Consider the following 26,815-nt stretch of genomic DNA (forward strand, 5'->3'; position numbering starts at 1 on the left):
GTCACGGGCGCAGGGACGCCCGGTCCGCGACCTTCCGGACGAAGGTCCGTCCGTGGCGGGCCCGGAGGGCGTACGCCCACTGAACCGGCCGGAGGGCGGCGGGGCGCGCGGCGCCGAGAACGGCGAAGCGCGTCCCGTCACCCTCCGGCACGGCCGCCATGCCGCCCACGACGAACCGCGACTGCATCAGGCACCACCCGGGAGCGAGCCGGACCTCGAAGGCGCTGTGGAATCCCAGCGGTCCCGTCGCCAAGGCGTCCTTGCGGTCGGCGTCGCCGGGAGGAACGCGGAACTCGCGCAACAAGGGGACCAGGTGCGGCAGTTCTCCCGACAGGTCCGAGGCGGTCGCCCACACCCGGTCGTACGGCAGCGCCAGGTGTTCCTCCGCGTACATCGTGGTGCGCAGGCCGGCGGCCAGGATCCGCAGCCGCGCCACGGCGTCAACGCTCACTGCAGCCACGCTTTCCGGAAGGCCGAACGGGCGCGGTGCAGACGGGATTTGACCGTCCCCTGCGCGACACCCAGGACCTCGGCCGCACCTCGTTCATCAAGCTCCTCCAGCTCCCGCAGGACCAGCACGGCGCGGTGGTGGGCGGGCATCCGCGCCAGCACGTCCCGTACCTGGGCGGACAGTTCCCCGTCGCCGACGAGACCGGGCAGACCGGTGAACTCCCCGGGGTCGACCGTCCGCTCGCCGGCGGTGCGCCGCGCGACCCGGACCGCCTCGCGCACGGTGACGGTGCGCACCCATCCGTAGAAGGCCTGCGGATCACGGAGCCCCCGCAAGCCGAGGAAGATCGCGGTCAGCGCCTCCTGGACGGCGTCCTCGCAGTTCGCCAGGGCGATCGGCCGGCACAGCCTGGTCACGTAGCGCGTCACCACGGTCAGCACCTCGTCCATCGCCAGCGCGTCGCCCCCCTGCGCCGCCCGCACCAGTGGGGCGACGGCCTCCCACGGCGGCTGGGATTCTCCCGTTGATCCGTCCATCACCGCGGACAGTACCGTACGGCCCGGGCACGGTCCGGGCGCGGCCCGGACGGTGATCGACGGGTGGCCCGGAGGCCTTGAGCCGGTTCGCGGGGGCGCCTGGCTGCACGGCTGTTCGGGCCGCCGGCGTCGGCGTCGCCGGGGCGCTGACCCGATGTGGACGACCTGGGGCGAGCCGGTGGGCAGTTCGACGGCCACCTCGACGGCCACGTCGACGGCCACCTCGACGCCGGCGGCATCCAGCCCTACCCGTCCGTGCATAGGAGGCGGTGGCGGCAGGGTCTACGGAAGGTGAATTCACGGTGACGTTCAGGGGGATTCCTGTGCGTCACGGGTATGTCCGAGGGGCCGCTGCGGACGATGGCTGCGTTCGTTCGTCGGTGCGTCACGTCCTGGCAGGGAGCCCCCGTGTCTACTGGTCGGTCCGTCATGATCCGTTCGCTCACGCCGTCGGTGCTGGCGCTCGCCCTGGCGGTCGCCGCCTCGGGGTGCGGCGCGGAGTCCGAGACCGCGGCGGGGGCCGCACCCACCTCCGCGCCGAGCAGCGCACCGGGTTCCGCACCGGGTTCCGCGCCGATCGCCTGCGGCGGGTCGGGGCCGTTGCTGGGTGCCGGTTCGACCGCTCAGGGGAACGCGATCGACCTGTGGAGGACCGAGTTCGAAGCGGCGTGTCCGAGTGTCACCGTGAACTACGGCGGGGGCGGCTCGGGCGCGGGCGTCCAGCAGTTCAACTCGGGCAAGGTCGCCTTCGCCGGCACCGATGCGGCCCTCAGCCCCGCCGAGGTCGACGCCTCCCGGCAGGCCTGCGCCGGCGGCCGGGGTATCGACCTGCCGATGGTCGGAGGTCTGATCTCGATCGTCTTCAACATCGCCGGTGTCGACAGGCTCGTCCTCGACGGCCCCACCACGGCCAGGATCTTCGACTCGCAGATCACCGAATGGAACGATCCGGCCATCGTCGCGCTCAATCCGGGCACCAGCCTGCCCGACGCGCCGATCCAGGCGCTCCACCGCGGGGACGACTCCGGCACCACCGCCAACCTGACCGCGTACCTCGCCGCGGCGTCGAACGGCGCCTGGGCCTACCCGGCCGGAAAGGCCTGGGCGGGCAAGGGCGGGCAGTCCGCGAACGGTTCCGCCGGGGTCTCGGCGCAGGTCAAGCAGGTCGACAACTCGATCGGCTACGTCGAACTGTCCTTCGCCGAGACCAACAACCTGAAGAGCGCCGCCATCAGCACCGGGGCCGCCGCGCCGGTCGAGGCGAACGCCGCGAACGCCGCCACCACCCTGGCCAAGGCGCAGGTCGTCGGCACCGACGGCGACCTCGCCCTGAACCTGGACTACGCGACCACGGAGGAGAACGCCTACCCGCTGGTCCTGGTCACCTACGAGGTGGTCTGCGACAAGGGGAACAAGGCGTCAGCCCTGCCCGCCCTGAAGTCCTTCCTCACCTACACGAGCAGCGGCGCCGGCCAACAGGCCATCGCCCCGATCGGCTACGTCCCCTTGCCGGAAGCGCTGGCGTCCAAGGTCCAGGCTGCCGTCGCGGGTCTCGCCTGACCCCCCCTGGTGCGCAGGTCGTCCCCCCGGCGGGGCCGCCCGGTGCAGTCGTGGCCCGCCGCAGGAGACAGGGGCCCGGCGGTCTTCCCTCGCGTCGGGCGCGGCTCGGTCGGGCCCGGACGAGCCGCGCCTGACACGAGTGGTCCAGACCTGTTTGGTCCAGACCTATTGACGAGCTCTGCCGCCCCACCTACGATCCGGTCCGGCACAGCCCCACATGTCCCCACCTCACCCAGAGCCGGGCGTCACGCCCCCACGCGTCGGTCATGTCCATGGCGCTCGGCGGGAAGGGAGCGCAGCATGTTCCGTCGAAGGTCGCGCAATCCACGTCCGTCGGGCGACTTCCGCCCCTGTCCGGATCCCGGCCGCCTCGAAGGCGACCGGATCGAAGGCGACCTGGCCGGGAGCGAGTCGCTCCGGGCCCCTCGCCCGCAGCGGGCGCCCTTGGCGCGCGCGGCGCGGGTGAACCGGACCGGCGGCGGCGCCGAGCGCGGGCCGACCGCCCTGAGGAGCTCCCTCGCCGGCATCACCGCCGCCGCCGTCATCGGTGCCGGTCTCGCCGTGGCCGGCACCGTCACGGCCGGGGCCGCCGTCCCCAACCTGGTGGCCAACTCCGGCTTCGAGAACGGACTTTCCGACTGGACCTGCGCCGGCGGCTCCGGCGCGGCCGTCAGCAGCCCGGTCCACTCCGGCACCTCCGCGCTCAAGGCCACGCCGACCGGCCTGGACAACGCCCAGTGCACCCAGACCGTCAGCGTGCAGCCCAACTCCCAGTACACGCTGAGCGCCTACGTCCAGGGCAGCTACGTCTACCTTGGCGCCACCGGCACCGGCATCACCGGGACCTCGTCCGCCTGGACGCCGAACAGCGCGTCGTACAGCCAGCTCAGCGCGAGCTTCACCACCGGGCCGAGCACCACCTCGGTGACCGTCTACCTGCACGGCTGGTACGGGCAGCCCGCGTACTACGCCGACGACGTGTCACTCGCCGGCCCCGGCGGCAACAGCCCCACGCCGCCCACCACGCCGCCCACGACCCCGCCGACCACGCCCCCCACCACGCCGCCGACAACCCCGCCCACCACGCCGCCGACGACCCCGCCGACGACGCCGCCCACCACCCCGCCGGGCGACACCTGCCCCACGAAGCCCAAGCCGTCGGGCAAGGTCCTGCAGGGGTACTGGGAGAACTGGGACGGCGCCGCCAACGGCGTCCACCCCGGCATGGGCTGGGTGCCCATCACGGACAGCCGGATCGCCGCGCACGGCTACAACGTCATCAACGCCGCCTTCCCGGTGATCCTCTCGGACGGCACCGTCCAGTGGCAGGACGGCATGGACGCCGGCGTCAAGGTCTCGACGCCCGCCGAGATGTGCCGGGCCAAGGCGGCCGGGGCGACGATCCTGATGTCGATCGGCGGCGCCGCCGCAGGCATCGACCTGAGCTCCAGCACCGTCGCCGACCGGTTCGTGGCGACCGTCGTCCCGATCCTCAAGAAGTACAACTTCGACGGAATCGACATCGACATCGAGACCGGCCTGTCCGGTAGCGGCAACATCAACACGCTGTCCGCCTCCCAGTCCAACCTGATCCGCATCATCGACGGCGTGCTGGCCCAGATGCCCGCGGGCTTCGGCCTGACGATGGCCCCGGAGACCGCGTACGTCACCGGCGGGAGCGTCACCTACGGCTCGATCTGGGGCTCCTACCTGCCGATCATCAAGAAGTACGCGGACAACGGCCGCCTGTGGTGGCTGAACATGCAGTACTACAACGGCAGCATGTACGGCTGCTCCGGCGACTCCTACCAGGCCGGTACCGTCCAGGGCTTCACCGCGCAGACCACCTGCCTGAACAACGGCCTGACCATTCAGGGCACCACCATCAAGGTGCCCTACGACAAGCAGGTGCCCGGCCTGCCGGCCCAGCCCGGTGCGGGCGGTGGCCACATGGCACCGGGCCTGGTCAGCCAGTCGTGGAACGCCTTCGGCGGTGCGCTGAAGGGGCTCATGACGTGGTCGATCAACTGGGACGGCTCGAAGGGCTGGACCTTCGGCGACAACGTCAAGTCCCTCCAGGGGCGTTGACGTCCCGCTGAGGTCCCGCGCCCCGGTGCACCGTCTCGCGCCGGAGCCGATCACCGACCGGGGGCGTGGGCATTGAAGGGGCAGGGCCCCGGGAGTGTTGGCTGCTCCCGGGGCCCTGCTTTCTTGTGGGGAGGGTGACCGGAGGGCGGCAGTCCGCTCCGGAGCCCGGCCGCGTCATTTCCGGCAGCGAAAACGCTACGTTGCATTCGCGATGTCGGGCAGGTGATTCATTGCATCCACATGCTATTCCGGCAGGTGGTGCCTGAGAAGTCATTGCAGTGATGTGGAGCGAACGCAACGGTTCGCCGCCGTCTTCATTGCGATCGTCCGGGGTCGAACGCTATGGTGGGGGCGCCACGGACTACGAAGGAGGCCCCGATGCCGGGAGGCAGGCTCACCCAGCAGGAGCGCCAGCAGATCTCGCTGGGGCTGGCCGACAGCCTGGCCTACGCGGAGATCGCCAGACGCCTCGACCGCCCGACGTCGACCATCACGCGCGAGGTCATGCGCAACGGCGGCCCCACCGCCTACCGCGCCGACCTCGCCCACCGGGCCACCGAACGCCGCGCCCACCGCCGCAGGAAGGCCGTCGCCCAGGACTCCGACGCGCTCCCGCAGACCCACGGGCGCGATGCCGAGGCGGTGCGCGAGTACGAGGAGACGTTCACCACCCTCTTCATGCAGTCGGGCCTGCCGAAGATGACGGCCCGGGTGCTCGCCGGCCTCTACACCACCGACGCCGGCAGCCTCACGGCTTCCGAGCTCGCCGGGCGCCTCCAGGTCAGCCCGGCATCCGTGTCCAAGGCGGTCACGTTCCTCGAAGGCCAGGGCCTCATCCGGCGGGAACGCGACGAGCGCCGCCGCGAACGCTACGTCGTCGACAACGACGTCATGTACCAGTCCACGATGGCCAGCGCCCGGGCCACCGCCCACCTCGGCGAGGTCGCCCGGCAGGGCGCGGGCATCCTCGGCCCGGGCACCCCGGCAGCGGTCCGCCTGGAGAACATCGCCCGCTTCGCGGACTTCGTCTCCGAGAACATCGCCCGCGCTGCGGACCAGGTGCGCGAGGTCCTCCACGCGAAGCCCGAAGCGCCCCGGGGCCCGTCCGACGAGTGACCCCCCGGGCCGGTCCTCCGGGTCCCGTCCCGCCGTGAGCGGTGGAACGGGACCCCGGCGGGACCCCGGCCGGAACCCGGGTGCGGTGCTGTCAGCAGCCGCTGTCGGCGATCACGTAGTAGCCGGCGGCCGTCTCCTTGAGGGTGTGGGTGGTGAAGACGTTGTACAGGCCCATGTCCTGCTCGGAGCCGTCGGCGTGGGCGTGGCCGCCGCCGGTGTGGGCCCGGCCCGCGGCGACGTGGTGGTAGTTGTCGGCCGTGGTGCAGTGGGCGGTGTGGCCGGTGGTGGTCGCGGTGACCGCCCCGGACGGGGTGCCGACGGTGCCGGCGGAGTCCACGGCGGCCACCGCGTAGGAGTAGGACGTCCCGCCGGTCAGGCCGGTGTCGGTGTGGGAGGTGCCGGTGGCGGTGCCGACCTCGGTGCCGTCGCGGTAGACGCGGTACGAGGCGGCGCCGGTGACGCCGGACCAGCCGAGCGAGGCCGTGCTGCCGGTGGTGCCGGTGACCGTCAGGCCGGTCGGGGCGGGCAGCGTGGTGCCGTCGCCGGCGGGCTTGTCGAGCCCCCAGAAGGCGGCCGTGTAGTAGGTCGAGCAGATGGTGTCGAGGTAGTAGCCGCCGGTCGCGCCGCACTGGCCGGTGCCGGAGCCCGGGTCGACGGCCAGGCCGTGGCCCATGCCGGAGACGGAGTACAGCCCGACGGCCGGCTTGCCGTCGGCGCCGTCGTAGACGCTCAGGGTGGTGCCGCCGGGGAGCGAGCGGGTGCCGGAGGCGGTCTGCGGGATGCCGTGGACGTCGGTCCACTGGTCGCGCAGCTCGGCGCCGTTGACCGGCTTGACCGTGGTGTCGGTGGTTCCCTGCCAGATCGCGACGCGCGGGTAGGGCCCGTGGTAGCCGGGGTGGGAGTTGCGGGCCCGGTCGCCCCACTGCGCAGGGGTCAGGCCCTGGTCGGTGTTCTGGCAGCCGGACGCGGCGCTCTGGGCGGTCGCGCACTGGGCGGGGAGGCCGGAGGCGATCGAGCCGCCGGCGAACACGTCGGGGTAGTCGGCCAGCAGGTTGGCGGCCTGCCCGCCGCCCGCCGACAGGCCGGTGATGTGGATCCGGCGGGGGTCGCTGCCGTACTGGGCCACGGCCTTGTCGACCATCTGCTTGATCGACAGCGCTTCGCCCCTGCCGCGCGTGTTCTGGGCGGAGTCGAACCAGCGGAAGCAGCTGAGCGCGTTGTTGGCCGAGCCGGTCTGCGGGTACACCACCGCGAAACCGTACCGGTCGGCGAACTGCGCCCAGCCGGAGTGGCCGTGGTAGTCGGACGCGCTCTGCAGGCAGCCGTGCAGGGCGACGACCAGCGGCGCGCCGGCGGGCAGGCCGGCCGGGGCGTACGCGTACATGGCGAGGTTGCCGGGGTTGGACCCGAACCCGGTGACCTGGGTGAGGCCGGCGGCGGTGGCCGGCGGCGCACCGGCGCCGAGCAGGCCTGCTGTGAGGGCGAGTGCGCCCGTCGTGGCCGGGATCCAGCGGCGGAGGCCGTGTCTCCGGCCGGGCCCGGCAGGCTGACGTGTCATGGGGGCTCCAGGGTGGGGGAGGAGGGCGGACGTGACCGCCGGCCGCGCCGGGCCGGACGTCCGGCCCGAGCACCCGGCCCGAGGCCGGACAGGGTGGCGCGGCGGGCCGTGACGTGAACCATGCGGCGCGCCTCCGTCGGCGTAAATGTCCGGGGGATCCACCGTTCGAGTCGCCGTCATGTGCAGACGTTCCATGGGCAGACGCCCCATGTGCGGGCGTGCCATGGGCAGGCTGTCCCTGCCGGTGCAGCTCCTCCTGTCGGGAGGACAACCGGACGCCCGCAGCCGCACGCGGACGCGACCCGATCGTGGACGCGACCCGATCGTGGACGCGACCCGATCGCGAACGGCCCGCGCGCACAACGGACTTCCCGGCCGTACGACCCGGCGGTGCGACTCGCCGGACGATCTCCCCGATCGCCCGCCCACCGTACTCGAACGGCTTGTAGCATGAGGCCCACCCGGCCGGAGAGGACGACCATGGACGGCGGCGCCGACGCCAGCTCGCTCGACCGGGCGGCGAAGGACTTCCTGGCGGTACGCCCGCGGCTGTTCGGCATCGTCTACCGGGTGCTCGGCAGCACGGTGGAGGCCGAGGACATCGTCCAGGAGGCATGGGTGCGGTGGCAGAACACCGACCGCGCGGAAGTCCTCGAACCGGCCGCCTTCCTGGCCACCGTCACGACCCGTCTGGCCATCAACTTCGCGCAGTCCGCCCGGGTCCGGCGCGAGTCGTACGTCGGCCCGTGGCTGCCCGAGCCGGTCGACACCAGCGCCGATCCCCAACTGGGGGCCGAGCGGGCCGAGGTGCTCGAACTGGCCGTCCTCCGGCTCCTGGAGAAGCTGAACCCGGTCGAACGGGCGGCCTACGTCCTCCGGGAGGCCTTCGACTACCCGTACCGGCAGATCGCGGACATCCTGGAGACCAGCGAGGCCAACACCCGCCAGCTGGTGAGCCGGTCGCGCAAGCACCTGGCCGCCGCGCGCCGGGAGCGCGTCAGCCCGGCCGAGCACCGGCGTCTCCTGGAGGTGTTCCTCGGCGCCGCCCGGACGGGCGACCTGGCGGTGCTCGAAGAGGTGCTCGCCGCGGACGTCGTCAGCTACTCCGACGGCGGAGGGACGCGCGGTGCGTCCAGGATCCCGGTCGTCGGGCGTCTCACCGTCTCCAAGTACCTCAGGGCCTTCGCCCCGCACTTCTGGCCCGGAACGGAGCTCCGGTGGGTCGAGGCCAACGGCCGGCCGGCCGTGCTCATATCGTCGGCCGGCGCCGCCGTGGCCCTCCTCTGCGCGGACGTGTCCACCGAGGGGATCGAGACGATCATGTGGCTGATGAACCCGGCCAAGGTGTCGTCCTTCGTGGCGTCCCTGGACGGCTGAGTCTCACCGGGGCCTCAGCGGAGTCCGAGCGGAGCCGGGCAGGGGCTGGACCAGGGTCGGGGCCGGGCCGCGGTGGCCGGCCGCTCCGCTCCGCCGCCGGGGGATTCCCGGGATTCACCCGGATGCCTGTCACAGATCCGGTGGCCGTCCGGTCCAACTCGGTGGGGCGGCACCGACCGGTGCGGGTGAGAGGCCGGTCGGACCGCCCCGGACAGGCCAGAAGGATCTCAGCGAGAGGATCGTCCCCATGAAGGTCGTAGTGATCGGCGGCACCGGGCTCATCGGCTCCAAGCTGGTCGCCGGGCTCGGCGAGCAGGGCCACGAGGCGGTGCCGGCCGCGCCCGGCACCGGTGTCGACACACTGACGGGCGAGGGCCTCGCCGAGGTCCTGGAGGGCGCCGCGGTCGTGGTCGACGTGTCCAACTCCCCTTCGTTCGAGGACGACGCCGTCATGGCGTTCTTCCGCACCTCGACCGCCAACCTCCTCAAGGCCGGGGCGGACGCCGGCGTCACGCACCACGTCGCGCTCTCCGTGGTCGGCACCGACCGGCTCCAGGAGAGCGGCTACTTCCGCGCCAAGCAGGCGCAGGAGGACCTGATCAAGGCAGCCGGGATCCCGTACACCATCGTCCACGCCACCCAGTTCTTCGAGTTCATGAAGGGCATCGCGGCCGCGGCCACCGACGGCGACACCGTGCGCCTGGCCCCCGTCAAGATCCAGCCCGTCCACTCCGACGACGTGGCCGCCGCGGTGGCCCGCACGGCTGTCGGCAGCCCCGTCGACGGCGTCGTGGAGGTCGCCGGCCCCGAGGCGTTCCGGCTGGACGAGCTCATCCGCAAGGGGCTCGCGGACACGGACGACCCGCGCACGGTCGTGACGGACCCGGCCGCCCGCTACTTCGGTGCGCGGCTCCAGGAGACCACGCTCCTCCCGGGCCCCGGCGCCGGCCTCGCACGGACCCACTACGCGGACTGGCTCGCCCGGCAGGGCTGAGTCCGGGCGGGGCGGCCCCGCGGTGAGGAGCGGCGCGGCGACGCCCGCGCCGGTTCCCGCCGGTCCGGAACGCGCAGGGGAGCGGGCCCCGGAGAGCGGGCCCCGGAGAGCGGGCCCCGGGCCGTTCCGTGCCCGCTGCGCGCGCTCGGAGCGGTCAGGAGGAGGGCTGCTCGACGAGCTGCGCGAGGTAGAGGGGTTCGCCCAGCTTCTCCACCAGGTCCAGCTGGGTGTCGAGGTAGTCGACGTGCTCCTCCTCGTCGGCGAGGATCGCCTCGAAGATGTTGGCGGAGGTGATGTCGTTCCTGGTGCGCATCAGGGCGGTGCCGCGCCGGAGCCGGTCGATCGCCTCGACCTCGACGCCCCGGTCCGCGGTCAGCATCTCGGTGACGGTCTGGCCGACCTGGACGTGGAAGAGCCGCTGGTAGTTCGGCAGGCCGTCGAGCATGAGGATCCGGTCGGTGAGGATCTCGGCGTGCCGCATCTCGTCGAAGGACTCCGCGCGGGTGTGGGCGGCGAGCCTGGTCCAGCCGAAGTGCTCCTGCATCTTGGCGTGCAGGAAGTACTGGTTGATCGCGGTCAGTTCGGCGGTGAGCTGTTCGTTCAGGTATTCGATGACCTCGGCGTCGCCGTCCATCGGACGTCTCGCTCTCTCCGGCGTGGTGGCCGGTGTGAGGCTGCGGGCAGGCCGGGGGAGGACCTGCGGGGTTCACCTTCCATTGGAACGCCCGTCCGCCGGTGCCGCCACAGTGCGGCCGGCGGCCGCGGTGCCCGTCCGCGGTGCCCGTCCGCCGCCCACGCAGGCCGCCCCCGTCCGCCGCCCACGCCGGCCGCTCACGCCGGCGGGCCGGTGCGGTGCTCGACCGGCGGGGCGGCCGCGGTGGCCTTCGGACGGGGCCGGCGCAGGAAGAGGTAGAGCACCGGCACCAGGTAGCAGACCCAGACGACCACCTGGAGCACGGTGGGGTCGGGCTGGAAGTTGAGGATGCCCTTGAGCAGGGTGCCGTACCAGCTGTCCTTGGGGACGGTGGAGCTGATGTCGAAGGCGAGGTCGTTCAGCCCGGGCAGCCAGCCGGCCTCCTGGAGGTCGTGGACGCCGTAGGCGAGGACGCCCGCGGCGACGACGATGAGCAGCGCACCGGTCCAGGTGAAGAACCTCGCGAGGTTGATCCTCAGCGCGCCGCGGTAGAACAGCCAGCCGAGCAGGACGGCGGTCAGCAGCCCGAGGGCCGCGCCGACCAGCGGGCGGACGCCGTCGCCCGTGGCCTGGACGGCGGTCCAGATGAACAGCGCGGTCTCCAGCCCCTCGCGGCCCACGGCGAGGAACGCGGTGGTGACCAGGGCGACGGTGCCGAGCGCGATGGCCTCGTCGAGCCGGTGCTGCAGCTCGCCCTTGAGGAAGCGGGCGGTGCGGCGCATCCAGAAGACCATCCAGGTGACCAGGGCGACGGCGGTGATCGACAGGGTTCCGCCGAGCGCCTCCTGCGCCTCGAAGCTCAGCTGGGCGGAGCCGTACTGGAGGACGGCGCCGAAGACCATGGAGAGCACGACCGCGGCGGTGATGCCGGTCCAGACCGGGAGGAGCTTGTCCCTGCGGTCGGTCTTGACCAGGTACGCGATCAGGATGCAGACGATCAGGCAGGCCTCCAGCCCTTCGCGCAGACCGATCAGGTAGTTCGCGAACACGCGCGCTCCTCGGGGCGGGGGGCGAGGTCGGGGGCCGGGGGCGGGGGCTCGGCTGCGTCCCGAGGCCGGCGGCGCCGAGGGCCGCGCCGGCGCCGGCCCGGCCGAGTACGGCACGCCGGTCCACCCCGGCGCGGGAGCCGCGCGGCCGCGCGCTCCGGGTGCTGTCCGCTCCGGGGGCGTCGTCCCGAGTGCTGTCGTCCCGCGCGCCGTCGTTCCGGGGGCTGTCGTCCTGGGGGTCCACGGGCGCGGCGCCTTACGGTGACCGGGTGGTCGGCGTGACGACCGCGGCCAGTCGGGAGAGCGGTTCGGCGAGCGCGGTGTCCGGCCGCGGGGCCGTGGTCGCCGCGATCGCGGAGCGGCCGGTCACGGTGAGCTTCTGCCGGATGCCGCTGCCGGTCATGCCCGGCTTGCAGGCGATCTCGTACGAGCCGGGGCTGATCTCCGCGGTGAGCGTGGCGCCGGTGCCCGGGCCGATGTTCTCCCGCTCGGTGACGATCCTGTCGCCGGGTGCGTAGATGTAGACCTCGGTGACCTTGGAGCCGGTGTTCTTGATCTCCAGCGCGACCCGGCCGGCCTCGACGGTGTTCGCGGACACCTGGCAGGCGCTGTCGGACGCCTCGACCCGGATGGTGCCGTCGGAGGCCCCGCCCCCGCCCGAGGGGCCGGAGCACCCCGTGGCGCCGAGCGGCAGCGCGGTGAGGAGGAGGACGGCGAGGGGGACGGTGCGAGGGGTCGGCATGGGGCTCCCGGGTCCGACGGGGCGGCGGGGCGGCGGGGCGGCGCCGCGCGGGCCCGCCGCGGGCCCGTCCGACGCCGTCGTATCAGCCAAGGCTTACCTTGGTTCCGCGTCCCGGGCGCGCCTCGCGGGGCCGCACGGGTGCGGCTTTGACCCGGACGGACCGTTCCGCCGCCGCGAGTCCGGGGTACGTCCGGGCTCCCGGGACTCGTCGGGCACGGGGCGCGCGGACACGGGAGCGGTCAGGGGCGGAACGCCGCCTCGGTCTGCGCGGTGTCCTCGGTGCCGCGGTACCGGACGATCTTCCCGTCACGGAACGTGAACCGGTGGTGCAGGTCCATCTCCAGCGGCTGCCCGCCGTCCCGGCGGGTGGCGCGCATCCGCACCACGGTCAGGACGTCGCTGTCGTTCGCGGCGAAGGTCAGCGGGGTGAACTCCTCCACCGCCATGGTCGAACCGAACTGCTCGAAGAACTCGGCGACTTCGGCCTTCCCGTGGCGGACGCCGTACCACGGTGCGGCGGTGGACGTGGTCTCCGAGGCCCAGTCGACGTCGTCGCCGAGCCTGGCCAGGATCCCCGGGACGTCGCCGCTGCCGAACGCCGCGTAGACCGATCGGATCGTCTCGATCATGCTCTGCTCGTTCACCGGGCACCTCTCTCCGGTCGGTGTGACCACCTCTCTCCATGCTAGGAGCCGGGGCCTCCCGGTCGCCTCCCCGCAGCCTTCCGGCGTCAGCCGGTACCGGTGCCGGCGGACCCTCCGGGTGACCTGGGAGCGTGGGGCCGTGGGGGAGCGGCCGGGGCGTCGCATAGTCGGAGCCCGGGTCACATCCTTCGATCACGAGACGAGCCGACCATGCGTCTGCCCCGCCGAGCGGCCCTCACCGTGGCCGCCGCGCTGTTCCTCGCCCCCACGGGCTGCGGCTCCCCGGCCGCGCCGCCCCCGGCGGACGTCCCGAGCGACGTCCCGAGCGACGGCCGGGGCCCCGCGGTCGCCGCGTCACCGACCGGGCCGCGGGCGTTCACGCTCGTCGCCACCGGCGACGTCCTGCCGCACACCGAGATCATCCGCCAGGCCCAGGAGGACGCCGGCGGCGCCGGTTACGACTTCGGCAGGATGTTCGCCGGCGTCGCGCCGCTGATCGGCGGCGCGGACCTCGCCATCTGCCACATGGAGACCGTCTACGGCGCCGACGGCGGGCCGTTCACCGGCTACCCGGCCTTCAAGTCGCCGCCGCAGGTCGCCCGGGCGCTCAAGGACGCCGGCTACACCTCCTGCGACACCGCCTCCAACCACACCCTCGACGACGGCCCGGCCGGCATCCGCCGCACGCTCGACGCCATGGACGCCGTGGGCCTGGCACACACCGGCTCCGCCCGTGACGAGGCCGAGGCCGGCAGGCCCGCGTTGCTCCGGGCCGGTGGCGCCACCGTGGCACAGCTCGCCTACACCTACGGCACCAACGGCATCCCGCTGCCGGCGGGCCGGCCGTGGGCGGTCAACCTGATCGACCGGGACCGGATCCTCGCCGACGCGCGCGCGGCCCGGGCGGGCGGTGCGGACGTCGTGGTGGTCAGCATCCACTGGGGCACCGAGTGGCAGGACGCGCCGAACGACCAGCAGCTCACCCTGGCCCGCGAACTGGCCACCGGGCAGGCCACCGGGCAGGGCAGCGGGCAGGGCAGCGGGCAGGGCGCCGCCCAGGGCGGCGGCAGGCCCGACATCGACCTGATCCTCGGCACCCACGCCCACATCCCGCAGGCGTACGAGAAGATCGACGACACCTGGGTGGTGTACGGCCTCGGCGACCAGCTCGCCGGACACATGTTCACCTACGACGGCGCCGAGGACCCGCGCGGCAACTGGAGCTCGATCGCCCGGTTCACCTTCACCCCGCCGGCCGCGCCGGAGCAGCGGTGGACGGTCGCCAGGGCCGAGTTCGTCCCGCAGGTGACGGACCTCGGTCCGCCCTACCGCGTGCTCGACCTGCGGGAGGCCGTGCGCCGCGACCCCGCCCGGGCCGACTACGCCCGTGCGCTCGAACACATCCGCTCGGTGGTGCTCAGCCGGGGCGCCGGCGCGGCCGGCCTGACCATGGCCCCCTGAGGCCGGCCACCGACCGCACGGCGGCGGGCGCCGGTCAGGTCGGGGCACCGGTCAGGTCGGGGCGCCGGTCAGGTCGGGGCGCCGGTCAGGTCAGGGCGCCGGGCGGGTCGGGGTGTCCGCGGCGCGTCCGGGGGCCCGGTGCCGTCGGCGGGCGAGGGGTGTCCGCGGCGCGGCTTTGCCGTCCCTTTACACTCGTGTAGAGATCATCGTCCACAGCGGCGGTGATCCCGCCGTCCGTACCACCACCGTCATGTCGCCCTATCCGAAGGAGTCGCGGTCCCCGCGATGGACGAACCTCCCAGTTGCCGCCGTACCCCGTCGCCCCGCCCCTGTGCCCGGCCCCGGACGGAGGTGGCCCGGTGACAGAAGTACTGCTCCTGCTCGTGGCCCTCGCCCTGACCGCGGCCTGCGCGGTGTTCGTCGCGGCCGAGTTCTCACTGACCACCGTCGAGCGCTCCGAGGTCGAGCGCGCGGCCGAGGCCGGCGAACGCGGTGCCGCCGGCGCGCTGCGCGCCGTCAAGCGCCTCACCTTCCAGCTCTCCGGTGCCCAGCTGGGCATCACGGTCACCAGCCTGGTGATCGGCATGCTCGCCGAGCCGGCCGTCTCCGCGCTGCTCCGCGGCCCGCTGGAGAGCACCGGCCTGCCCGCCGGCACCGCCGCCACCCTCGCCCTGGTCCTGGGCGTGCTGCTCTCGACCGTCGTGCTGATGGTCGCCGGCGAGCTGGTCCCCAAGAACTGGGCGATCTCCCGGCCGCTGGCCGTCGCCAAGGTCGTCGCCACCCCGCAGTACCTCTTCTCGGCGGCCTTCTCGCCGCTGATCGGCCACCTCAACAACACGGCCAACCGGGTGGTGCGCCGCTTCGGCCTGGAGCCCGCCGAGGAGCTCGCCTCCGCGCGCACTCCGCAGGAGCTGATCGCGCTCGCCCGGCACTCCGCCCGCGAGGGCGCCATAGAGCCCGACACCGCGGACCTGTTCGTCCGGGCGCTGCGACTGCGCGAACTCACCGCCGAGAACGTGATGACCCCGCGCATCGACGTCCGGGCCCTGGAGGAGCACGCCACCGCGAGCGACGTCGCCAACCTCACCCGGGCCACCGGCCTGTCGCGCTTCCCCGTCTACCGGGAGAGCCTCGACCAGGTCGTCGGCACCGTCCACATCAAGCACGCGCTCGCCGTCCCCGCGGCCGACCGGGCGACCACCGCGGTCGGCGGCCTGATGACCGCGCCGCTGCTGGTGCCGGAGACCCTCACCGTCGACCGGCTGCTCGACCGGCTGCGCGGCGAGGAGACCCTCGCCGTCGTCATCGACGAGTACGGCGGCACGGCCGGCATCGCCACCCTGGAGGACATCGTCGAGGAGGTCGTCGGCGAGGTCCGCGACGAGCACGACCCCAACGAGGTGCCCGACCTGCTCCACCTCGGCCCCGGCGCCGGCGGCCGCGAGCAGTGGGACGCCGACGGCATCACCCGCACCGACCAGCTCGAAGCCATCGGCATGCCCGAGCTGGACGGCCCCTACGAGACCCTGGCCGGCCTCATCGCCGACCGCCTCGGCCGCATCCCCGTCGTCGGCGACACCGTGGACGTCGACGGCTGGGACCTGGAGGTCGAGACCGTCGCCCACCACGTCGCCGAACGCGTCCGGCTGACGGCCCCCGAACCACCCGCCGAGGACCCCGCCGCCGGTGGCGAGCCCGGGCAGTCGAAGGAGAACGGCCGATGATCGCGCTCCAGCTCGCCATCGGGCTGCTGACCCTGGTCACCAACGCGTTCTTCGTCGGCGGCGAGTTCGCCCTGATCTCGGTGCGCCGCAGCCAGGTCGAACCGCGCGCCGAGGCCGGCGACCGGCGGGCCCGCACCGTCGTCTGGGGACTGGAGCACGTCTCCGCGATGCTGGCCACGGCCCAGCTCGGCATCACCGTCTCCTCGCTGGTGCTCGGCATGGTGGCCGAACCGGCCATCGCCCACCTGCTGGAGCCCGCCTTCCACTCGCTGGGTGTCCCCGAGGCGCTCATCCACGTGTTCGCGTTCACGATCGCGCTGACCGCGGCCACCTACCTGCACATGCTCGTCGGGGAGATGATCCCCAAGAACTTCGCCCTCGCCGCCCCGGAGAAGGCCGCCTACGTCCTCGTCCCGCCGCTGGTCGCGACCACCCGGGCGCTGCGCCCGCTGGTGTTCTCGATCAACGCCTTCGCCAACAGCCTGCTGCGGCTGCTGAAGGTCGAGCCCAAGGACGAGGTCGGCTCGGTGTTCACCGGGGGCGAGCTGGCCCGGATGGTCAAGGACTCCTCCGACGCCGACCTGCTCAGCGAGCGCGACACCGAACTCCTCCAGGACGCCCTGGAACTGGGCAGCCGCCCGGTCTCCGAGGTGGTCACCCCGGCAGCCGAGATCGTCTTCGCCGGTCCCGGGACCACCCCGGAGCAGCTGGAGGACCTCGCCGCACGGACCGGCTTCTCCCGCTTCCCCGTCCTCGGGGCGGACCGCAAGGTCGTCGGCTACCTGCACATCAAGGACGCCCTCGACGCCGACGGCTGCCGCGACCAGGCGTTCCCGCTGCGCGCCCTGCGCCCGATCGCGCGGGTGCCGCAGGAGATGCCGCTGGACGACGTGCTCACCGCGATGCGCCGCTCCGGCACGCACCTGGCCGCCGCCGTCGCGGCCGACGGCACGGCGCTCGGCCTGGTGACCATGGAGGACGTGCTGAAGGAACTCGTCGGCCCGGCCCCCGCCGTGGGGTGACGCCGACGACGCCGACCGCTCCTCCCGTTCCTCCGGCTCCTCCCGCCGCGCTCACCCGGTCGGGCCACGCGCCCTGCGTGCCGCCCGGCCCGGGCCCGGACACCGGGCAAGCATGGCGGGAGGAGCCCCGCCGGTTCGCGGCCCGGGCGAACCGGCGCGGCCGTCTGGCGGCCCTGGTGTGCGTGCCCGCCCTCGCCCTCGGCGCCCTGCTGGCGACCGGCACCCCGGGATGGGCGGACACCGGGCAGCCCGCGCCCGGCCGGGCCGTACAGGGGCAGGCCGCACAGGGCGAGACGGGGCAGGGCCAGGCCGCGCAGGGCCAAGCCGTGCAGGGCCGTCGCGCGCTGATCAACTTCGGCACCGTGAAGTGGTTCAACGCCGAGAAGGGCTACCGGTTCATCGCCCCGGACTTCCCCGGCCCGGACGTCTTCGTCCACTACTCGGCCATCGTCTCCCTCGGTTACCGGACCCTGACCGAGGGCCAACGCGTCGAGTACCAGGTCAGGGAGACCCCCAAGGGCCCGCAGGCCGTCCTCGTCATCCCCCTCTGAACCCACGGCCATCCGCGCGCCTCCGCGTGTGAGGGCGCCGGCAACCGGTCCGATCCATAAGGTGGAGTCCGTGCACCGCCTCCTCCCCTGGCCTCGCAAACCCGACCCGACCGGCCGGCAGGCCGCGCGGACCGACTACGCCGGAGCCCTCTACGGGTCACTCCTCGCCGCCTCCGTGATCGCCTCGGCGAGCGCGGTCGGCGACTTCCCCCGGGTCCAGGCGGTGGTGCTGCTCCTCGTCACCGGTGTGGTCTTCTGGGCCGCCCACGTCTACGCGAGCCTCGCCGGCGAACGCCGGGTCGGCCGCCGGCCCGGCTGGACCGAGGTCCGCAAGGTGGGGCGGCACGAGTGGCCCATCGTCGAGGCCGCCGTGCTGCCCGCGGCCGCCGTCGCCGTGAGCCCGCTCCTGGGGCTGGGACTGGGCGGCGCGGCCTGGCTGGCGCTGGGGGTCGCGGTGGCGCAGCAGGTCGGCTGGGCCTGCCTCGGGGCCCTGCAGGCCGGAGCCACCCGTGTCGAGGCGGCCGTCGAAGGCGTGGTCAACCTCGTCCTCGGGCTCGTCCTCGTGGCGGCGAAGGCGGCCCTCGGGCACTGAGGAGCCCGGCCTGGCCTGGCCTGGCCCGGGCCGGCGCGGCCCGCTCGTCCGCCCGGCGGCTCGTCCGACGCGCACCCGTGCCGCCCGCTGCGCGCCTAGCCTCCCGGGGGCGGGCCGGTCCCGTCGTGCCGGTCCGCTGGGGCGGCGGGGGCGGCCGGGGTGTGCGGCAGGAGCGCGGCGGCGACGAGGCCGACGAGCCCGACGGCGGCCAGGGTGATCATGGCGGCGGCGTACGCGTGGCTGGAGAGGCCCGCGACCAGGATGGTGCCGGCGACGGCCGTGCCGAGGGAGGACCCGAGGTTCGACACGCTGCGCGACAGGCCCGAGATCTCGCCCTGCCGCTCCTCGGCGAAACTCGACTGGACGATGTTGACCGAGGGGGTCAGCATCACGCCGAGGCCGAGGCCGATCAGCAGCAGTCCGGGGGCGAAGGCCCAGGCGCCGGGGGAACCGCCGACCACCACGACGAGGACGACGATGCCGGCGATCGTGGTGACGAACCCCGTCAGGATGAGGGTGCGCTGGGCGTACCGCTCGGCGAGGCGTTCGGCGGCGAGGGAGGACACCAGGATGCCGAGGGTGGCCGCCGTGAAGATCACACCGGTCTGGATCGCGTCGTAGCCGCGGACGACCTGCAGGTAGGAGGCCACCGTGAAGGACACGCCCATCAGGAGCAGCCACTGGGTGTTCTGGGTGACGAGTCCGAGGTCGGAGGTGCGGCTGCGGAACAGGCTGGTGGACAGCAGCGGCTCCTTGCCCGCCCGTTCCCTGGCGCGGACCCACCGGAAGAACCCCGCCAGGAAGAGCGCGCCGAGGGCGAGCAGGGCGAGCATCAGCCAGCCGTTGTCGTCGGCGGCGAGGATGCCGGTGACGACGAGGACGAGGCCGACGGCGGACAGCACGGTGCCGACGGTGTCGAAGGGGCGGGTCGGGTCCGGCGGCAGCGGGTCCTCGATCCGCCGGCTGAGGACGATGATCACGACGATCACCAGGGCCTGGAACACGAAGGCGGCCCGCCAGCTGAGCGCCGAGGTGATCAGCCCGCCGATCAGCGGACCGGCGGCCGCGCCGATCCCCCCGAGCGCCATGATCGTCCCGAACGCGCGGGCACGTGAGGTCGTCTCGGTGAAGAGCAGCGTGGTGAGGATGTAGACGGGTGGGATGAGCAGGGCCGTGCCGACTCCTTCGAGGATCGAGTTGCCGAGGATGAGAACGCCCAGGCCCGGTGCGGCGGCACTGATCAGCGCGCCGACGCCGTACACGACGAGGCCGGTGAGCAGGCACCGCTTGCGGCCGTAGCGGTCGGTCAGTTTGCCGCCGGGGATCATCAGGGCGGCCATCACCAGCAGGAAGACGGTGATGGCGACCTGCACGCCCTGCACGGTGGTGTCGAGGTCCTCGCTGATGTCGTTGATCATCACGTTCATGTTGGAGCCGGCGAAGCTGCAGATGAACTGGGCGAGGGCGAGCGGGGCGATGACCCGCCGCAGGGCGGCGGGCGGTCGTTCGGCCGCGCTCATGGGGGACTCCTTCGTTTCGGCTCGTGGCCGTACCTCTCCCACGTACCTCTCCCACGTACCTCTCCCACGTACCTCTCCCACGTACCTCTCCCACCACGTTCGCACCGGAGCCGGACGGGCGCGCGGGGGCGTGGCCCCGGCACGGCGGGCGTGTGGCGAGGCCGGGATGCCGGCCCGACCCGCACGGCCAGGCGGCGAGCGCTTCCCCGGACGGCCGGTCGACGGGCCACCGGTCACCGGCCGGGCGACGGGCCGCCGCCCGCCGCCCGGCGAGTCGCGGAGTCCACCGCGGGGCGATACACCTTGGAGTGTGGGCCCCTCGGCGGCCGGCGGACCCCGAGCCCACCCCGGGAGGTGACGGCGGTGACGCGAGGCGGGCAGGACGGAGACCCCGGTCCGGGGGACGAGGCCGAGCAGGCCTTGCTGAACGCCCTGCTCACCCTGTCACCCGTGGGCCTGCACGTGCTCGACACCGACCTGCGGGTCGTCCGGATCAACACGGCCACGCCCGCCATGCGGGGTGTCCGCGCGGAGGACCTCATCGGTCACCGCTTCACCGAGGTGTACGACCTGGTCGACCCGGTCGCGGCCGAGGCCGTCGCCCGCGGCGTGCTGGAGAGCGGCGTCCCCCTCCTGGACCGCGTCATCCGGGTCCGTCCCCGGCAGGCCCCGGAGGACGAGCACTTCCACTCGATCTCGGCCTTCCGGCTCGCCGACCGGCGGGGCCGGGCCCTCGGGCTCGCCGTCTCGGTGGTCGACGTGACGGAGCGCGAGAGGGCGCGCTCCGGCATGGCGCTGCTGGAGGCCGTCCACCGGAGCGTGGGGCGGACCCTCGACACCGTGGTGACCTGCCAGGAGCTGGTCGACGTGCTGGTGCCCGGCTTCGCGGACATCGCGGTCGTGGAGGTGGTGGACGCGGTGGTGCGCGGCGAGGACCCTCCCTTCGCCCCGCTCCCCGACGGCGTCCCGCTGCGCCGCGTCGCGTTCCGGAGCGGCGCGGTCGGGCACCCGCCGCAGGCGCACCCGGTCGGGGACGTCCGCGCCATCCCCGTACCGACCCCGTTCGCGCTGACCCTGGCGGACCTGCAGCCCCGGGTGGTCGCCCTCGACGAAGGCCTGCCCTGGACGGCCGCGGCCCCGGAACGCGCCGGGGCGATCCGCGCCTCCGGTGCCCACACGCTGCTCACCGCGCCGCTCGCCCTGCGCGGCACCGTGTTCGGCCTGGTCAGCCTCTACCGCACGGCGTCGACGCCCCCGTTCCGGGAGGACGACGTCGCGGTGGTGCGCCAGCTCGCCGACCACGCCGCGCTCTGCATCGACAACGCCCGCCGGTACACCCGGGAGCACGCCGTCGCGGCGACGCTCGAACGGCATCTGCTTCCCCGGCGCCCCGTCTCGCGCATCGCCCTGGAGACCGTCGTCGCGCCCCTGAACCCCTCGGGCAGCGGCGGCTGGTACGACACCGTCGCGCTGTCCGGCGCCCGCACCGCCCTGGTCGTCGGCGACGTCGCCGGAACGGGCATCAACGCCACCGCCGCCATGGGGCAACTGCGTACGGCCATCCGCTCGCTGGCGACCTTCGACCTCGAACCCGACGAACTCCTGGCGCGCCTGCACGACACCTTCCGCTACCTGGCGTCCGAACGGGCCTCGCTCCCACCGACCGATCCGCTGCACCGCGAGGCGCTGGCGGCGAGCTGCGTGTACGCCGTCTACGACCCGTTGACCCGGTGCTGCACGGCGGCGCGGGCCGGCGGCTGTCCCGGACCCTCCGTCGTCCGCCCCGACGGGACCGTCGACGTCCCCGACATCCCGGCCGGACCCCCGCTCGGTGGGTCCGACGACACCCCGTTCGCGACCGCGACCTTCGAACTGCCGGAGGGCAGCGTCCTGGCCTTCGCCGGAGTCCCGGAGGCCGACGAAGCTCCGGCGGACCTCCCCGTGGTGCTCCGGAAGGTGGGCGCCGGCACCGGCCGGCCGCTGCGGGAGCTGTGCGACGAGATCATCTACCGGCTCCACGCGAGCGGTCAGGCGGGCGGGACGATGCTCCTCCTCGCCCGCACCCGTACCTTCCCGGCCGACCTGGTCGCCGCCTGGCCGTTGGCGGCCGACCCCACGGCCGCCGCCACCGCCCGCAGGCACGTCCGGGACCGGCTGAAGGCCTGGCAGGTGGACGAGGAGACGGCCTTCAGCACCGAACTCATCGTCAGCGAGCTGGTCACCAACGCCGTCCGCTACGGGGACCCGCCGCTGGAACTGCGGCTGATCCACGACCGGATGCTCACCTGCGAGGTCCACGACCACGGCCTGGCCGCGCCGCACCTGCGCCACGCCCGCACGGCCGACGAGGGCGGGCGCGGGCTGTTCATCGTCTCCCAGCTCGCGCAGCTCTGGGGCACCCGGTTCACGGCCGACGGAAAGATCCTCTGGACCGAGCAGCCGCTCCCGGCGCCGCCGGACTGAGGGGCCCGCTGCCGCTGCCGCCGGAACGACGGCACGCCCCCGGTCGAGGAGGACCGCCTGCCCACCCCCTGCGGGCGGCGGCCGCGCTGCGCCCCCGCGCCCGACACGCACGGCGAACACGGCGAACACGGTCCGAGGTGAAATGAAAGTCGTTTTCATCTAAGGTGGCGTGAGCGGGCCCCGCGGGGCACCGCACCCGCACACCCCACCGAACGGAACCGCCATGTCTGCCCACTGCCAACTGACCGGCCGCAAGCCGGGATTCGGCAATGCCGTCTCGCACTCGCACCGCCGCACCGGACGCCGCTTCGACCCGAACATCCAACGCAAGCGCTACTGGCTGCCCGGCGAGGGTCGCCACGTGCGGCTCACCCTCAGCGCCAAGGGCCTCAAGACCGTCGACACCATCGGCATCGAGGCCGCCGTCGCCCGGATCCGCGCCCGAGGGGGGAAGGTCTGATGGCCAAGCGGAGCACGACCGCCAGGAACGAACGCCGCCGCGCCCTCGTCGCCCGGTACGCGGAGCGGCGGGCCGAGCTGAAGCGGGCGATCGCCGCGCCGTCCAGCAGTCCCGGGGAACGGGCCGACGCACAGCGCGAGTTGGCCCGTCAGCCCCGCGACGCCGGTGCCGCCAGGGTGCGCAACCGCGACGGCCTCGACGGCCGCCCGCGCGGCTACCTGCGGGCCTTCGGCCTCTCCCGGATCAACCTGCGCACCATGGCCCACGCCGGACAGCTGCCGGGCGTACGGAAGTCCAGCTGGTGAGCGAGGAGCTGATGACCGACCGGATCAGGCTCCCGGTCGTGGTGGTGGCCGGGCTGCACCACGCCGAGCGCCGCAGGGCCGTCCAGGAGATCCAGGACGGAGCCGTCGACGCGATCGTCCTCCACCACGACCTGCGCGACGCCTCCCTCGGCACCGTCCACCGCGAGTTGCGCGACGCCACCGGCCGCCACGGCACCGCAGACGTGCCGCTGACCAACGACTGCGCCTGCTGCGCCCTGCGGGTGGACCTGCTGCCCGCGCTGCTGCGGATCGCCGACGAGGGCCGGCACGGTCTGGCCGTCGTCGAGCTGTGGGGCGGCAGCGACCCGCACCCGGCGGTCGAGGTGATCGCCGGGGGCGAGGTCGACGGGCGCCGCCTGCGCGACGTGGTCGAGCTGGCCGGCGTGGTCACCGCCGTCGACCCGGACCGCGTGATCGGCGAGCTGTCCCTCTCCGACGACCTGGCCGAACACGGCGAGCACACCTCCCGGGACGACCGCCGCACCCGGGCCGAGGCACTCGCCCACCAGATCGAGTACGCCACCACGATCGCCGTCGCCGCCCGCGGCGGCGAGGCCGGGCCGGCGATGCTCCGTCAGCTCCACCCCACCGCCCGGCGCGTCCGGCTCGGCACCGGGGAACTGCTCCGGGCCGCCCTCGGCGGGTTCGACGTGGCGGCCGCCCGCGACCGGGTCGACCCGGCGCTCTCGCTGCTGCCGCAGGAGCACGACGAGGCCGGCGTGGCGACCCTGATGTGGGAGCGCCGCCGGCCGCTGCACCCGGGCCGGCTGTACGGGGCGCTGGAACTGCTGGTGCCCGCGGCCCAGCGCAGCCGGGGTCGGTTCTGGCTCGCCAACCGCCCCGAGCTGATGCTCGCCTGGGACGCCGCGGGGGCGAACCTCGCCGTCGAGGAGTGCGGGCCCTGGCTGGCTTCGCTGTCCGACGGAGACTGGGAGCGCCACCCGCCCGCCCGGCGGGCGGCCGCCGCGCTGGACTGGCATCCGCTGCACGGCGACCGGGTGCAGCGGCTCAGCTTCACCGCCGAGGGGCTGGACGTCGACGGGATCGTCGACCTGCTCGACTCCTGCCTGCTCACCGACGCCGAGCTGATGATGGGCGAGCCGGGGTGGAAGAGCCTCCCCGATGCGTTCGGGGAGCTCCTGCAGCCGGTCTCCTGAGCCTTCCGCCACGACCACACCACCACTGAACGGAGGAACCCGATATGGGCAAGCGCCCTGCCGGCGGACGACCGGCCCGACCGCGTCCCGACCTGCTGCTCGGAGCCGGGACCACGTACGTCGACTACAAGGACACGGAGCTGCTGCGGAGGTTCGTCTCCGACCGCGGCAGGATCCGCAGCCGCCGCGTCACCCGGCTCACCGTCCGGCAGCAGCGGGCCGTGGCCCGGGCGATCAGGAACGCGCGGGAGATGGCGCTGCTGCCGTACGCGGCGGCCGTCACCGCCGCCCGCTGACAGCGGGCGGCGCGGCGGCGGGCGGTGCGGTGGGTGGGGCAGCTGGTGGGTGGGGCAGGTGGTGGGCCGGCCGAACTCCACTGACAGGAGGTGTCAGTGGAGCGCCCGTACGGTCCACCCATGGCTTTCACGGAGAAACTCCTGCTGGTGCCACCGCCGATCCAGGTCGGCGGGCGGCAGGTCAAGCGCTACCACGTCACCGCCGACCCGGCCGGCATCGAGCCGGAGGTCGAGCGCGCGGCGTACACCCTCCTGCCCGACCTGCTCCCGGAGCCGGACGGCACCCCGCCGGCCTCCTTCGTGGTGCTGCACCGGGGCGGCGACAGCGGCGCGTACCTCAACGTCTACAGCTGGACGTGGGACAACGTGCTGCACTTCGCCGGCGCCGCCGCCGGCCAGCCGGTGCTGGGCTGCCCGGACACCGACCCGACGAACTTCGTCCGCCTCGACGGCGGGCTGATCGGCTGCGTCTGGGAGCTGGTGCCGGTCCTGCACGAGCGGGACGCCTGGGTGCGTCACCTGCTGGCGCCCGAACAGCCTGACCTGGCCGCCTACTTGACCGACTCCGCTCCCGCGGGGACGACCGGGGACCGCGTCAGCGCCTGACCGCCCCCGCCCGTCCGCCTCGGACCTCGCGGGGGGAGGCCCGAGGCGGACGGGCGGGGCAGCCCCCTCGGTGCGCGGAGCATCGGGGACGGCTGCGCGCGGCGCGGGCGGCCGGCATCCGGGTGGTCGGGCCTACGGGCGGGGGCGAGGGTGCGTCGGGGCGGGTCGATGGTACGAGGGCCTGCGGGACCGCCTGGCGGCCCTGACGCCACCGGAGTTCGCCGCGATGCCGGCCGCCATGGACCGTGCGAGCGCCGAGGGCGCGGAGGACCGCACGCACCGCCGACACCGTCGAACGACTCACCGGCCGCCCGCCGCCCGCCGCCCGCCGCACGGCTTCCGGCAGGTCGTGGAACCCGCCCCTCCCGACGCGGCGGGCGCGCCGGCGGGCGGCGCGCTGCGAAAACCGTGTGCCCGATCGCGTGCACAGGAGCAGAATCGCGCTGTGGCGGACATGCGAGCGTTCCGGGATGCGGTGATCGGCTGGGCGGCGGCGGGCGGCCCCGAGGAGCCGGCGGGTGGGCCCGCGGGTGAATCGGCGGGTGAACTGGCCGTGCGGCTGGGCGTGCGGACGGCCGTGCTGCTGGAGGGGCCGAGCGACCTGGAGGCGGTCGAGACGCTGGCCGCGCGCAGCGGCCGGGACCTCGCCGCCGAGGGGGTGTGCGTCGTCCCCATGGGCGGCGCCATGTGCATCGGCCGTTACGCGGACATCCTCGGGCCGCCTGGGCTGGGGCTGCGCCTCGTCGGCCTGTGCGACGTCGGCGAGCAGCGCTTCTACGACCGCGGTCTCGACCGGGCCGGTGCGCCGCGCGACGGGTTCTTCGTGTGCGCGGCGGACTTGGAGGACGAACTCATCCGCGCGCTGGGCGTACCGAGGGTCGAGGAGATCGTCAGGGAAGAGGGCGACCTCCCGGCCTGGCGGATCTTCGTACGCCAGCCCGCCCACCGGGGCGAGGCACCGCAGCAGCAGATGCGGCGCTTCCTCGGCACGAAGAAGGGCCGCAAGATCCGCTACGGCCACCTCCTGGCGGAGGCCCTCGACCCCGGGCGGGTGCCGGCTCCCCTCGCCGGGCTGCTCGCCGGCCTCTGACCGGAGCCCCGCCCGGCGCCCGCGCCGTCGGCGGGGCCGGGTCGTCGCTGGGGCCGAGAGCGGGGACGCCGGTTCACGCGGAGCCGAACCGGAAGACCGTGTCCGGCCAGTCGGCGTCCGGCCAGTCGACGTCCGGCGCCGCCGCGTCGAGCGCCGCGCTGATCGTCCGCTCCTCGTAGCGGAAGTGGGACTCCATGATGGCCGCCAGCCCGTCGAGTTCACGCCCGATCGCGTCGAGGTCCGGGTCGGGGGACTCGGCGGCCCGGTGGGCGAGTTCGCCCACCCGGGACAGGATCGAGGAGATCAGCCCGTGGTCCTCGACCAGCTTCGCGACCGTCTCCGCGAGGTCGGGGCGTTCGCGCACCAGCTGGGAGAACATCCCTTCGTCCTCGCCCCGGTGGTGTGTCGTCAGGGCGGCGCAGAAGGCCAGGCAGTGGGCGACGAGTGCGTCGTCGCTCAGCCGGCGGTGCCCCAGGTCCGCCCTGACCTCGTCGATCCGGCGGCGTAGTTCCCGGTGTGCCCGGGAGAGTTGAAGACTCAAGGCGACTGCACGGTCGCCGTCGTGGGAGGCCATGGTCGGCGGTCCCTTCGGTTCCGCACCTCCATGCCTGACGCAGTCCGCCACCGGCACGCGATGCGGCGCCATCCGATCACGGGACCCGGCGCCGCGGCAAGCGACTTCCGCCTCTCCGCCTCTCCTGAGGCACGAGGCGCGAGCCACAAGGCACGAGGCCCGGGGTCGGGGGTGTGTGTCCGCACCGCACGCCGGGGTGTCCGCGTCCGGGCGCGCCCTCGGCCGGC

25 protein-coding genes and 1 pseudogene are annotated in these 26,815 nt (G+C 73.9%); 17 read left to right on the forward strand and 9 right to left on the reverse strand.

Features of this window, described 5'->3' with window-relative positions:
- Position 1: 1 nt before the first annotated feature.
- Entirely contained in the window at positions 2–451 is a 450-nt protein-coding gene (locus tag AC067J_RS29170) for a hypothetical protein (RefSeq protein ID WP_478304156.1), read from the reverse strand.
- A complete protein-coding gene (locus tag AC067J_RS29175; protein ID WP_478304158.1) occupies positions 448–987 on the reverse strand; it encodes an RNA polymerase sigma factor in 540 nt (179 codons plus the stop codon). The genes AC067J_RS29170 and AC067J_RS29175 overlap by 4 nt, the downstream gene beginning before the upstream one ends.
- Before the next feature lie 408 nt (positions 988–1,395).
- Between AC067J_RS29175 and pstS the strand changes: the two genes are divergently transcribed.
- The 3 genes from pstS (at position 1,396) to AC067J_RS29190 (ending at position 5,751) form a co-directional block, all read left to right on the forward strand.
- The gene (gene pstS / locus AC067J_RS29180; protein WP_478304160.1) at positions 1,396–2,547 is read left to right on the forward strand and encodes a phosphate ABC transporter substrate-binding protein PstS; all 1,152 of its coding nucleotides are present in this window, start codon (positions 1,396–1,398) and stop codon (positions 2,545–2,547) included.
- Positions 2,548–2,847: 300 nt separating this feature from the next.
- On the forward strand, positions 2,848–4,635 hold the full coding sequence (locus AC067J_RS29185; RefSeq protein WP_478304162.1) for a carbohydrate binding domain-containing protein: 1,788 nt from the start codon (positions 2,848–2,850) through the stop codon (positions 4,633–4,635).
- 378 nt (positions 4,636–5,013) lie between these two features.
- Complete coding sequence (locus AC067J_RS29190; RefSeq protein WP_478304164.1) at positions 5,014–5,751, forward strand: GbsR/MarR family transcriptional regulator; 738 nt, start codon at positions 5,014–5,016, stop codon at positions 5,749–5,751.
- A 91-nt stretch (positions 5,752–5,842) separates the two neighbouring features.
- On the opposite strand, the gene AC067J_RS29195 is transcribed toward AC067J_RS29190, so the two are convergent.
- Entirely contained in the window at positions 5,843–7,309 is a 1,467-nt protein-coding gene (locus tag AC067J_RS29195; protein ID WP_478304166.1) for an extracellular catalytic domain type 1 short-chain-length polyhydroxyalkanoate depolymerase, read from the reverse strand.
- A 450-nt stretch (positions 7,310–7,759) separates the two neighbouring features.
- Here AC067J_RS29195 and AC067J_RS29200 point away from each other — a divergent pair, with 450 nt between their 5' ends.
- Together AC067J_RS29200 and AC067J_RS29205 are read left to right on the forward strand one after the other, a co-directional pair.
- Entirely contained in the window at positions 7,760–8,686 is a 927-nt protein-coding gene (locus tag AC067J_RS29200; RefSeq protein ID WP_478304168.1) for an RNA polymerase sigma-70 factor, read from the forward strand.
- A gap of 247 nt (positions 8,687–8,933) precedes the next feature.
- Positions 8,934–9,680: an SDR family oxidoreductase gene (locus AC067J_RS29205; RefSeq protein ID WP_478304170.1), complete on the forward strand. Its 747-nt coding sequence runs from the start codon at positions 8,934–8,936 to the stop codon at positions 9,678–9,680.
- Between the two features lie 154 nt (positions 9,681–9,834).
- Here AC067J_RS29205 and bfr read toward each other — a convergent pair whose 3' ends face one another.
- The 4 genes and pseudogenes from bfr to AC067J_RS29225 all read right to left on the reverse strand — a co-directional run bounded on the left by bfr (position 9,835) and on the right by AC067J_RS29225 (position 12,746).
- On the reverse strand, positions 9,835–10,314 hold the full coding sequence (gene bfr / locus AC067J_RS29210; RefSeq protein WP_478304172.1) for a bacterioferritin: 480 nt from the start codon (positions 10,312–10,314) through the stop codon (positions 9,835–9,837).
- A gap of 197 nt (positions 10,315–10,511) precedes the next feature.
- Positions 10,512–11,363 carry an iron uptake transporter permease EfeU gene (efeU, locus tag AC067J_RS29215; RefSeq protein WP_478304174.1) on the reverse strand — a complete coding sequence of 284 codons (852 nt, stop codon included), beginning with the start codon at positions 11,361–11,363 and terminating at the stop codon, positions 10,512–10,514.
- 307 nt (positions 11,364–11,670) lie between these two features.
- Positions 11,671–12,054 (reverse strand): annotated as a pseudogene (locus tag AC067J_RS29220) (cupredoxin domain-containing protein); the annotation flags it as partial.
- A 287-nt stretch (positions 12,055–12,341) separates the two neighbouring features.
- Positions 12,342–12,746: a nuclear transport factor 2 family protein gene (locus AC067J_RS29225; RefSeq protein ID WP_478304176.1), complete on the reverse strand. Its 405-nt coding sequence runs from the start codon at positions 12,744–12,746 to the stop codon at positions 12,342–12,344.
- 210 nt (positions 12,747–12,956) lie between these two features.
- Between AC067J_RS29225 and AC067J_RS29230 the strand changes: the two genes are divergently transcribed.
- The 5 genes from AC067J_RS29230 (at position 12,957) to AC067J_RS29250 (ending at position 18,096) form a co-directional block, all read left to right on the forward strand.
- On the forward strand, positions 12,957–14,207 hold the full coding sequence (locus AC067J_RS29230) for a CapA family protein (protein WP_478304178.1): 1,251 nt from the start codon (positions 12,957–12,959) through the stop codon (positions 14,205–14,207).
- A gap of 359 nt (positions 14,208–14,566) precedes the next feature.
- A complete protein-coding gene (locus AC067J_RS29235; protein ID WP_478304180.1) occupies positions 14,567–15,931 on the forward strand; it encodes a hemolysin family protein in 1,365 nt (454 codons plus the stop codon).
- Positions 15,928–16,953, forward strand: a complete 1,026-nt coding sequence (locus AC067J_RS29240) for a hemolysin family protein (RefSeq protein WP_478304182.1) — start codon at positions 15,928–15,930, stop codon at positions 16,951–16,953. The genes AC067J_RS29235 and AC067J_RS29240 overlap by 4 nt, the downstream gene beginning before the upstream one ends.
- 347 nt (positions 16,954–17,300) lie before the next feature.
- Positions 17,301–17,504, forward strand: coding sequence for a cold-shock protein (locus tag AC067J_RS29245; protein WP_478304336.1), 204 nt, complete (start codon positions 17,301–17,303; stop codon positions 17,502–17,504).
- Positions 17,505–17,574: 70 nt separating this feature from the next.
- Positions 17,575–18,096: a hypothetical protein gene (locus tag AC067J_RS29250; protein WP_478304183.1), complete on the forward strand. Its 522-nt coding sequence runs from the start codon at positions 17,575–17,577 to the stop codon at positions 18,094–18,096.
- Between the two features lie 95 nt (positions 18,097–18,191).
- Here AC067J_RS29250 and AC067J_RS29255 read toward each other — a convergent pair whose 3' ends face one another.
- Positions 18,192–19,616 carry an MFS transporter gene (locus AC067J_RS29255; RefSeq protein WP_478304184.1) on the reverse strand — a complete coding sequence of 475 codons (1,425 nt, stop codon included), beginning with the start codon at positions 19,614–19,616 and terminating at the stop codon, positions 18,192–18,194.
- 363 nt (positions 19,617–19,979) lie between these two features.
- On the opposite strand from AC067J_RS29255, the gene AC067J_RS29260 reads away from it, so the two are divergent.
- The 7 genes from AC067J_RS29260 (at position 19,980) to AC067J_RS29290 (ending at position 26,014) form a co-directional block, all read left to right on the forward strand.
- Positions 19,980–22,079 carry a SpoIIE family protein phosphatase gene (locus AC067J_RS29260; RefSeq protein WP_478304185.1) on the forward strand — a complete coding sequence of 700 codons (2,100 nt, stop codon included), beginning with the start codon at positions 19,980–19,982 and terminating at the stop codon, positions 22,077–22,079.
- 223 nt (positions 22,080–22,302) lie between these two features.
- Complete coding sequence (gene rpmB, locus AC067J_RS29265) at positions 22,303–22,539, forward strand: 50S ribosomal protein L28 (protein WP_478304187.1); 237 nt, start codon at positions 22,303–22,305, stop codon at positions 22,537–22,539.
- Positions 22,539–22,844 carry a 30S ribosomal protein S14 gene (rpsN, locus tag AC067J_RS29270; RefSeq protein WP_478304189.1) on the forward strand — a complete coding sequence of 102 codons (306 nt, stop codon included), beginning with the start codon at positions 22,539–22,541 and terminating at the stop codon, positions 22,842–22,844. Before rpmB ends, rpsN begins: the two co-directional genes overlap by 1 nt.
- A gap of 11 nt (positions 22,845–22,855) precedes the next feature.
- On the forward strand, positions 22,856–24,022 hold the full coding sequence (locus AC067J_RS29275; protein WP_478304337.1) for a CobW family GTP-binding protein: 1,167 nt from the start codon (positions 22,856–22,858) through the stop codon (positions 24,020–24,022).
- A gap of 44 nt (positions 24,023–24,066) precedes the next feature.
- Positions 24,067–24,318 carry a 30S ribosomal protein S18 gene (gene rpsR / locus AC067J_RS29280; protein WP_478304190.1) on the forward strand — a complete coding sequence of 84 codons (252 nt, stop codon included), beginning with the start codon at positions 24,067–24,069 and terminating at the stop codon, positions 24,316–24,318.
- A 120-nt stretch (positions 24,319–24,438) separates the two neighbouring features.
- Positions 24,439–24,924, forward strand: coding sequence for a hypothetical protein (locus AC067J_RS29285; protein WP_478304191.1), 486 nt, complete (start codon positions 24,439–24,441; stop codon positions 24,922–24,924).
- Positions 24,925–25,369: 445 nt separating this feature from the next.
- The gene (locus tag AC067J_RS29290; protein WP_478304192.1) at positions 25,370–26,014 is read left to right on the forward strand and encodes a TOPRIM nucleotidyl transferase/hydrolase domain-containing protein; all 645 of its coding nucleotides are present in this window, start codon (positions 25,370–25,372) and stop codon (positions 26,012–26,014) included.
- Positions 26,015–26,087: 73 nt separating this feature from the next.
- On the opposite strand, the gene AC067J_RS29295 is transcribed toward AC067J_RS29290, so the two are convergent.
- On the reverse strand, positions 26,088–26,588 hold the full coding sequence (locus AC067J_RS29295; protein WP_478304193.1) for a hemerythrin domain-containing protein: 501 nt from the start codon (positions 26,586–26,588) through the stop codon (positions 26,088–26,090).
- Between the last annotated feature and the right edge of the window lie 227 nt (positions 26,589–26,815).

It is taken from the genome of Kitasatospora sp. NPDC042419, from assembly GCF_056437345.1.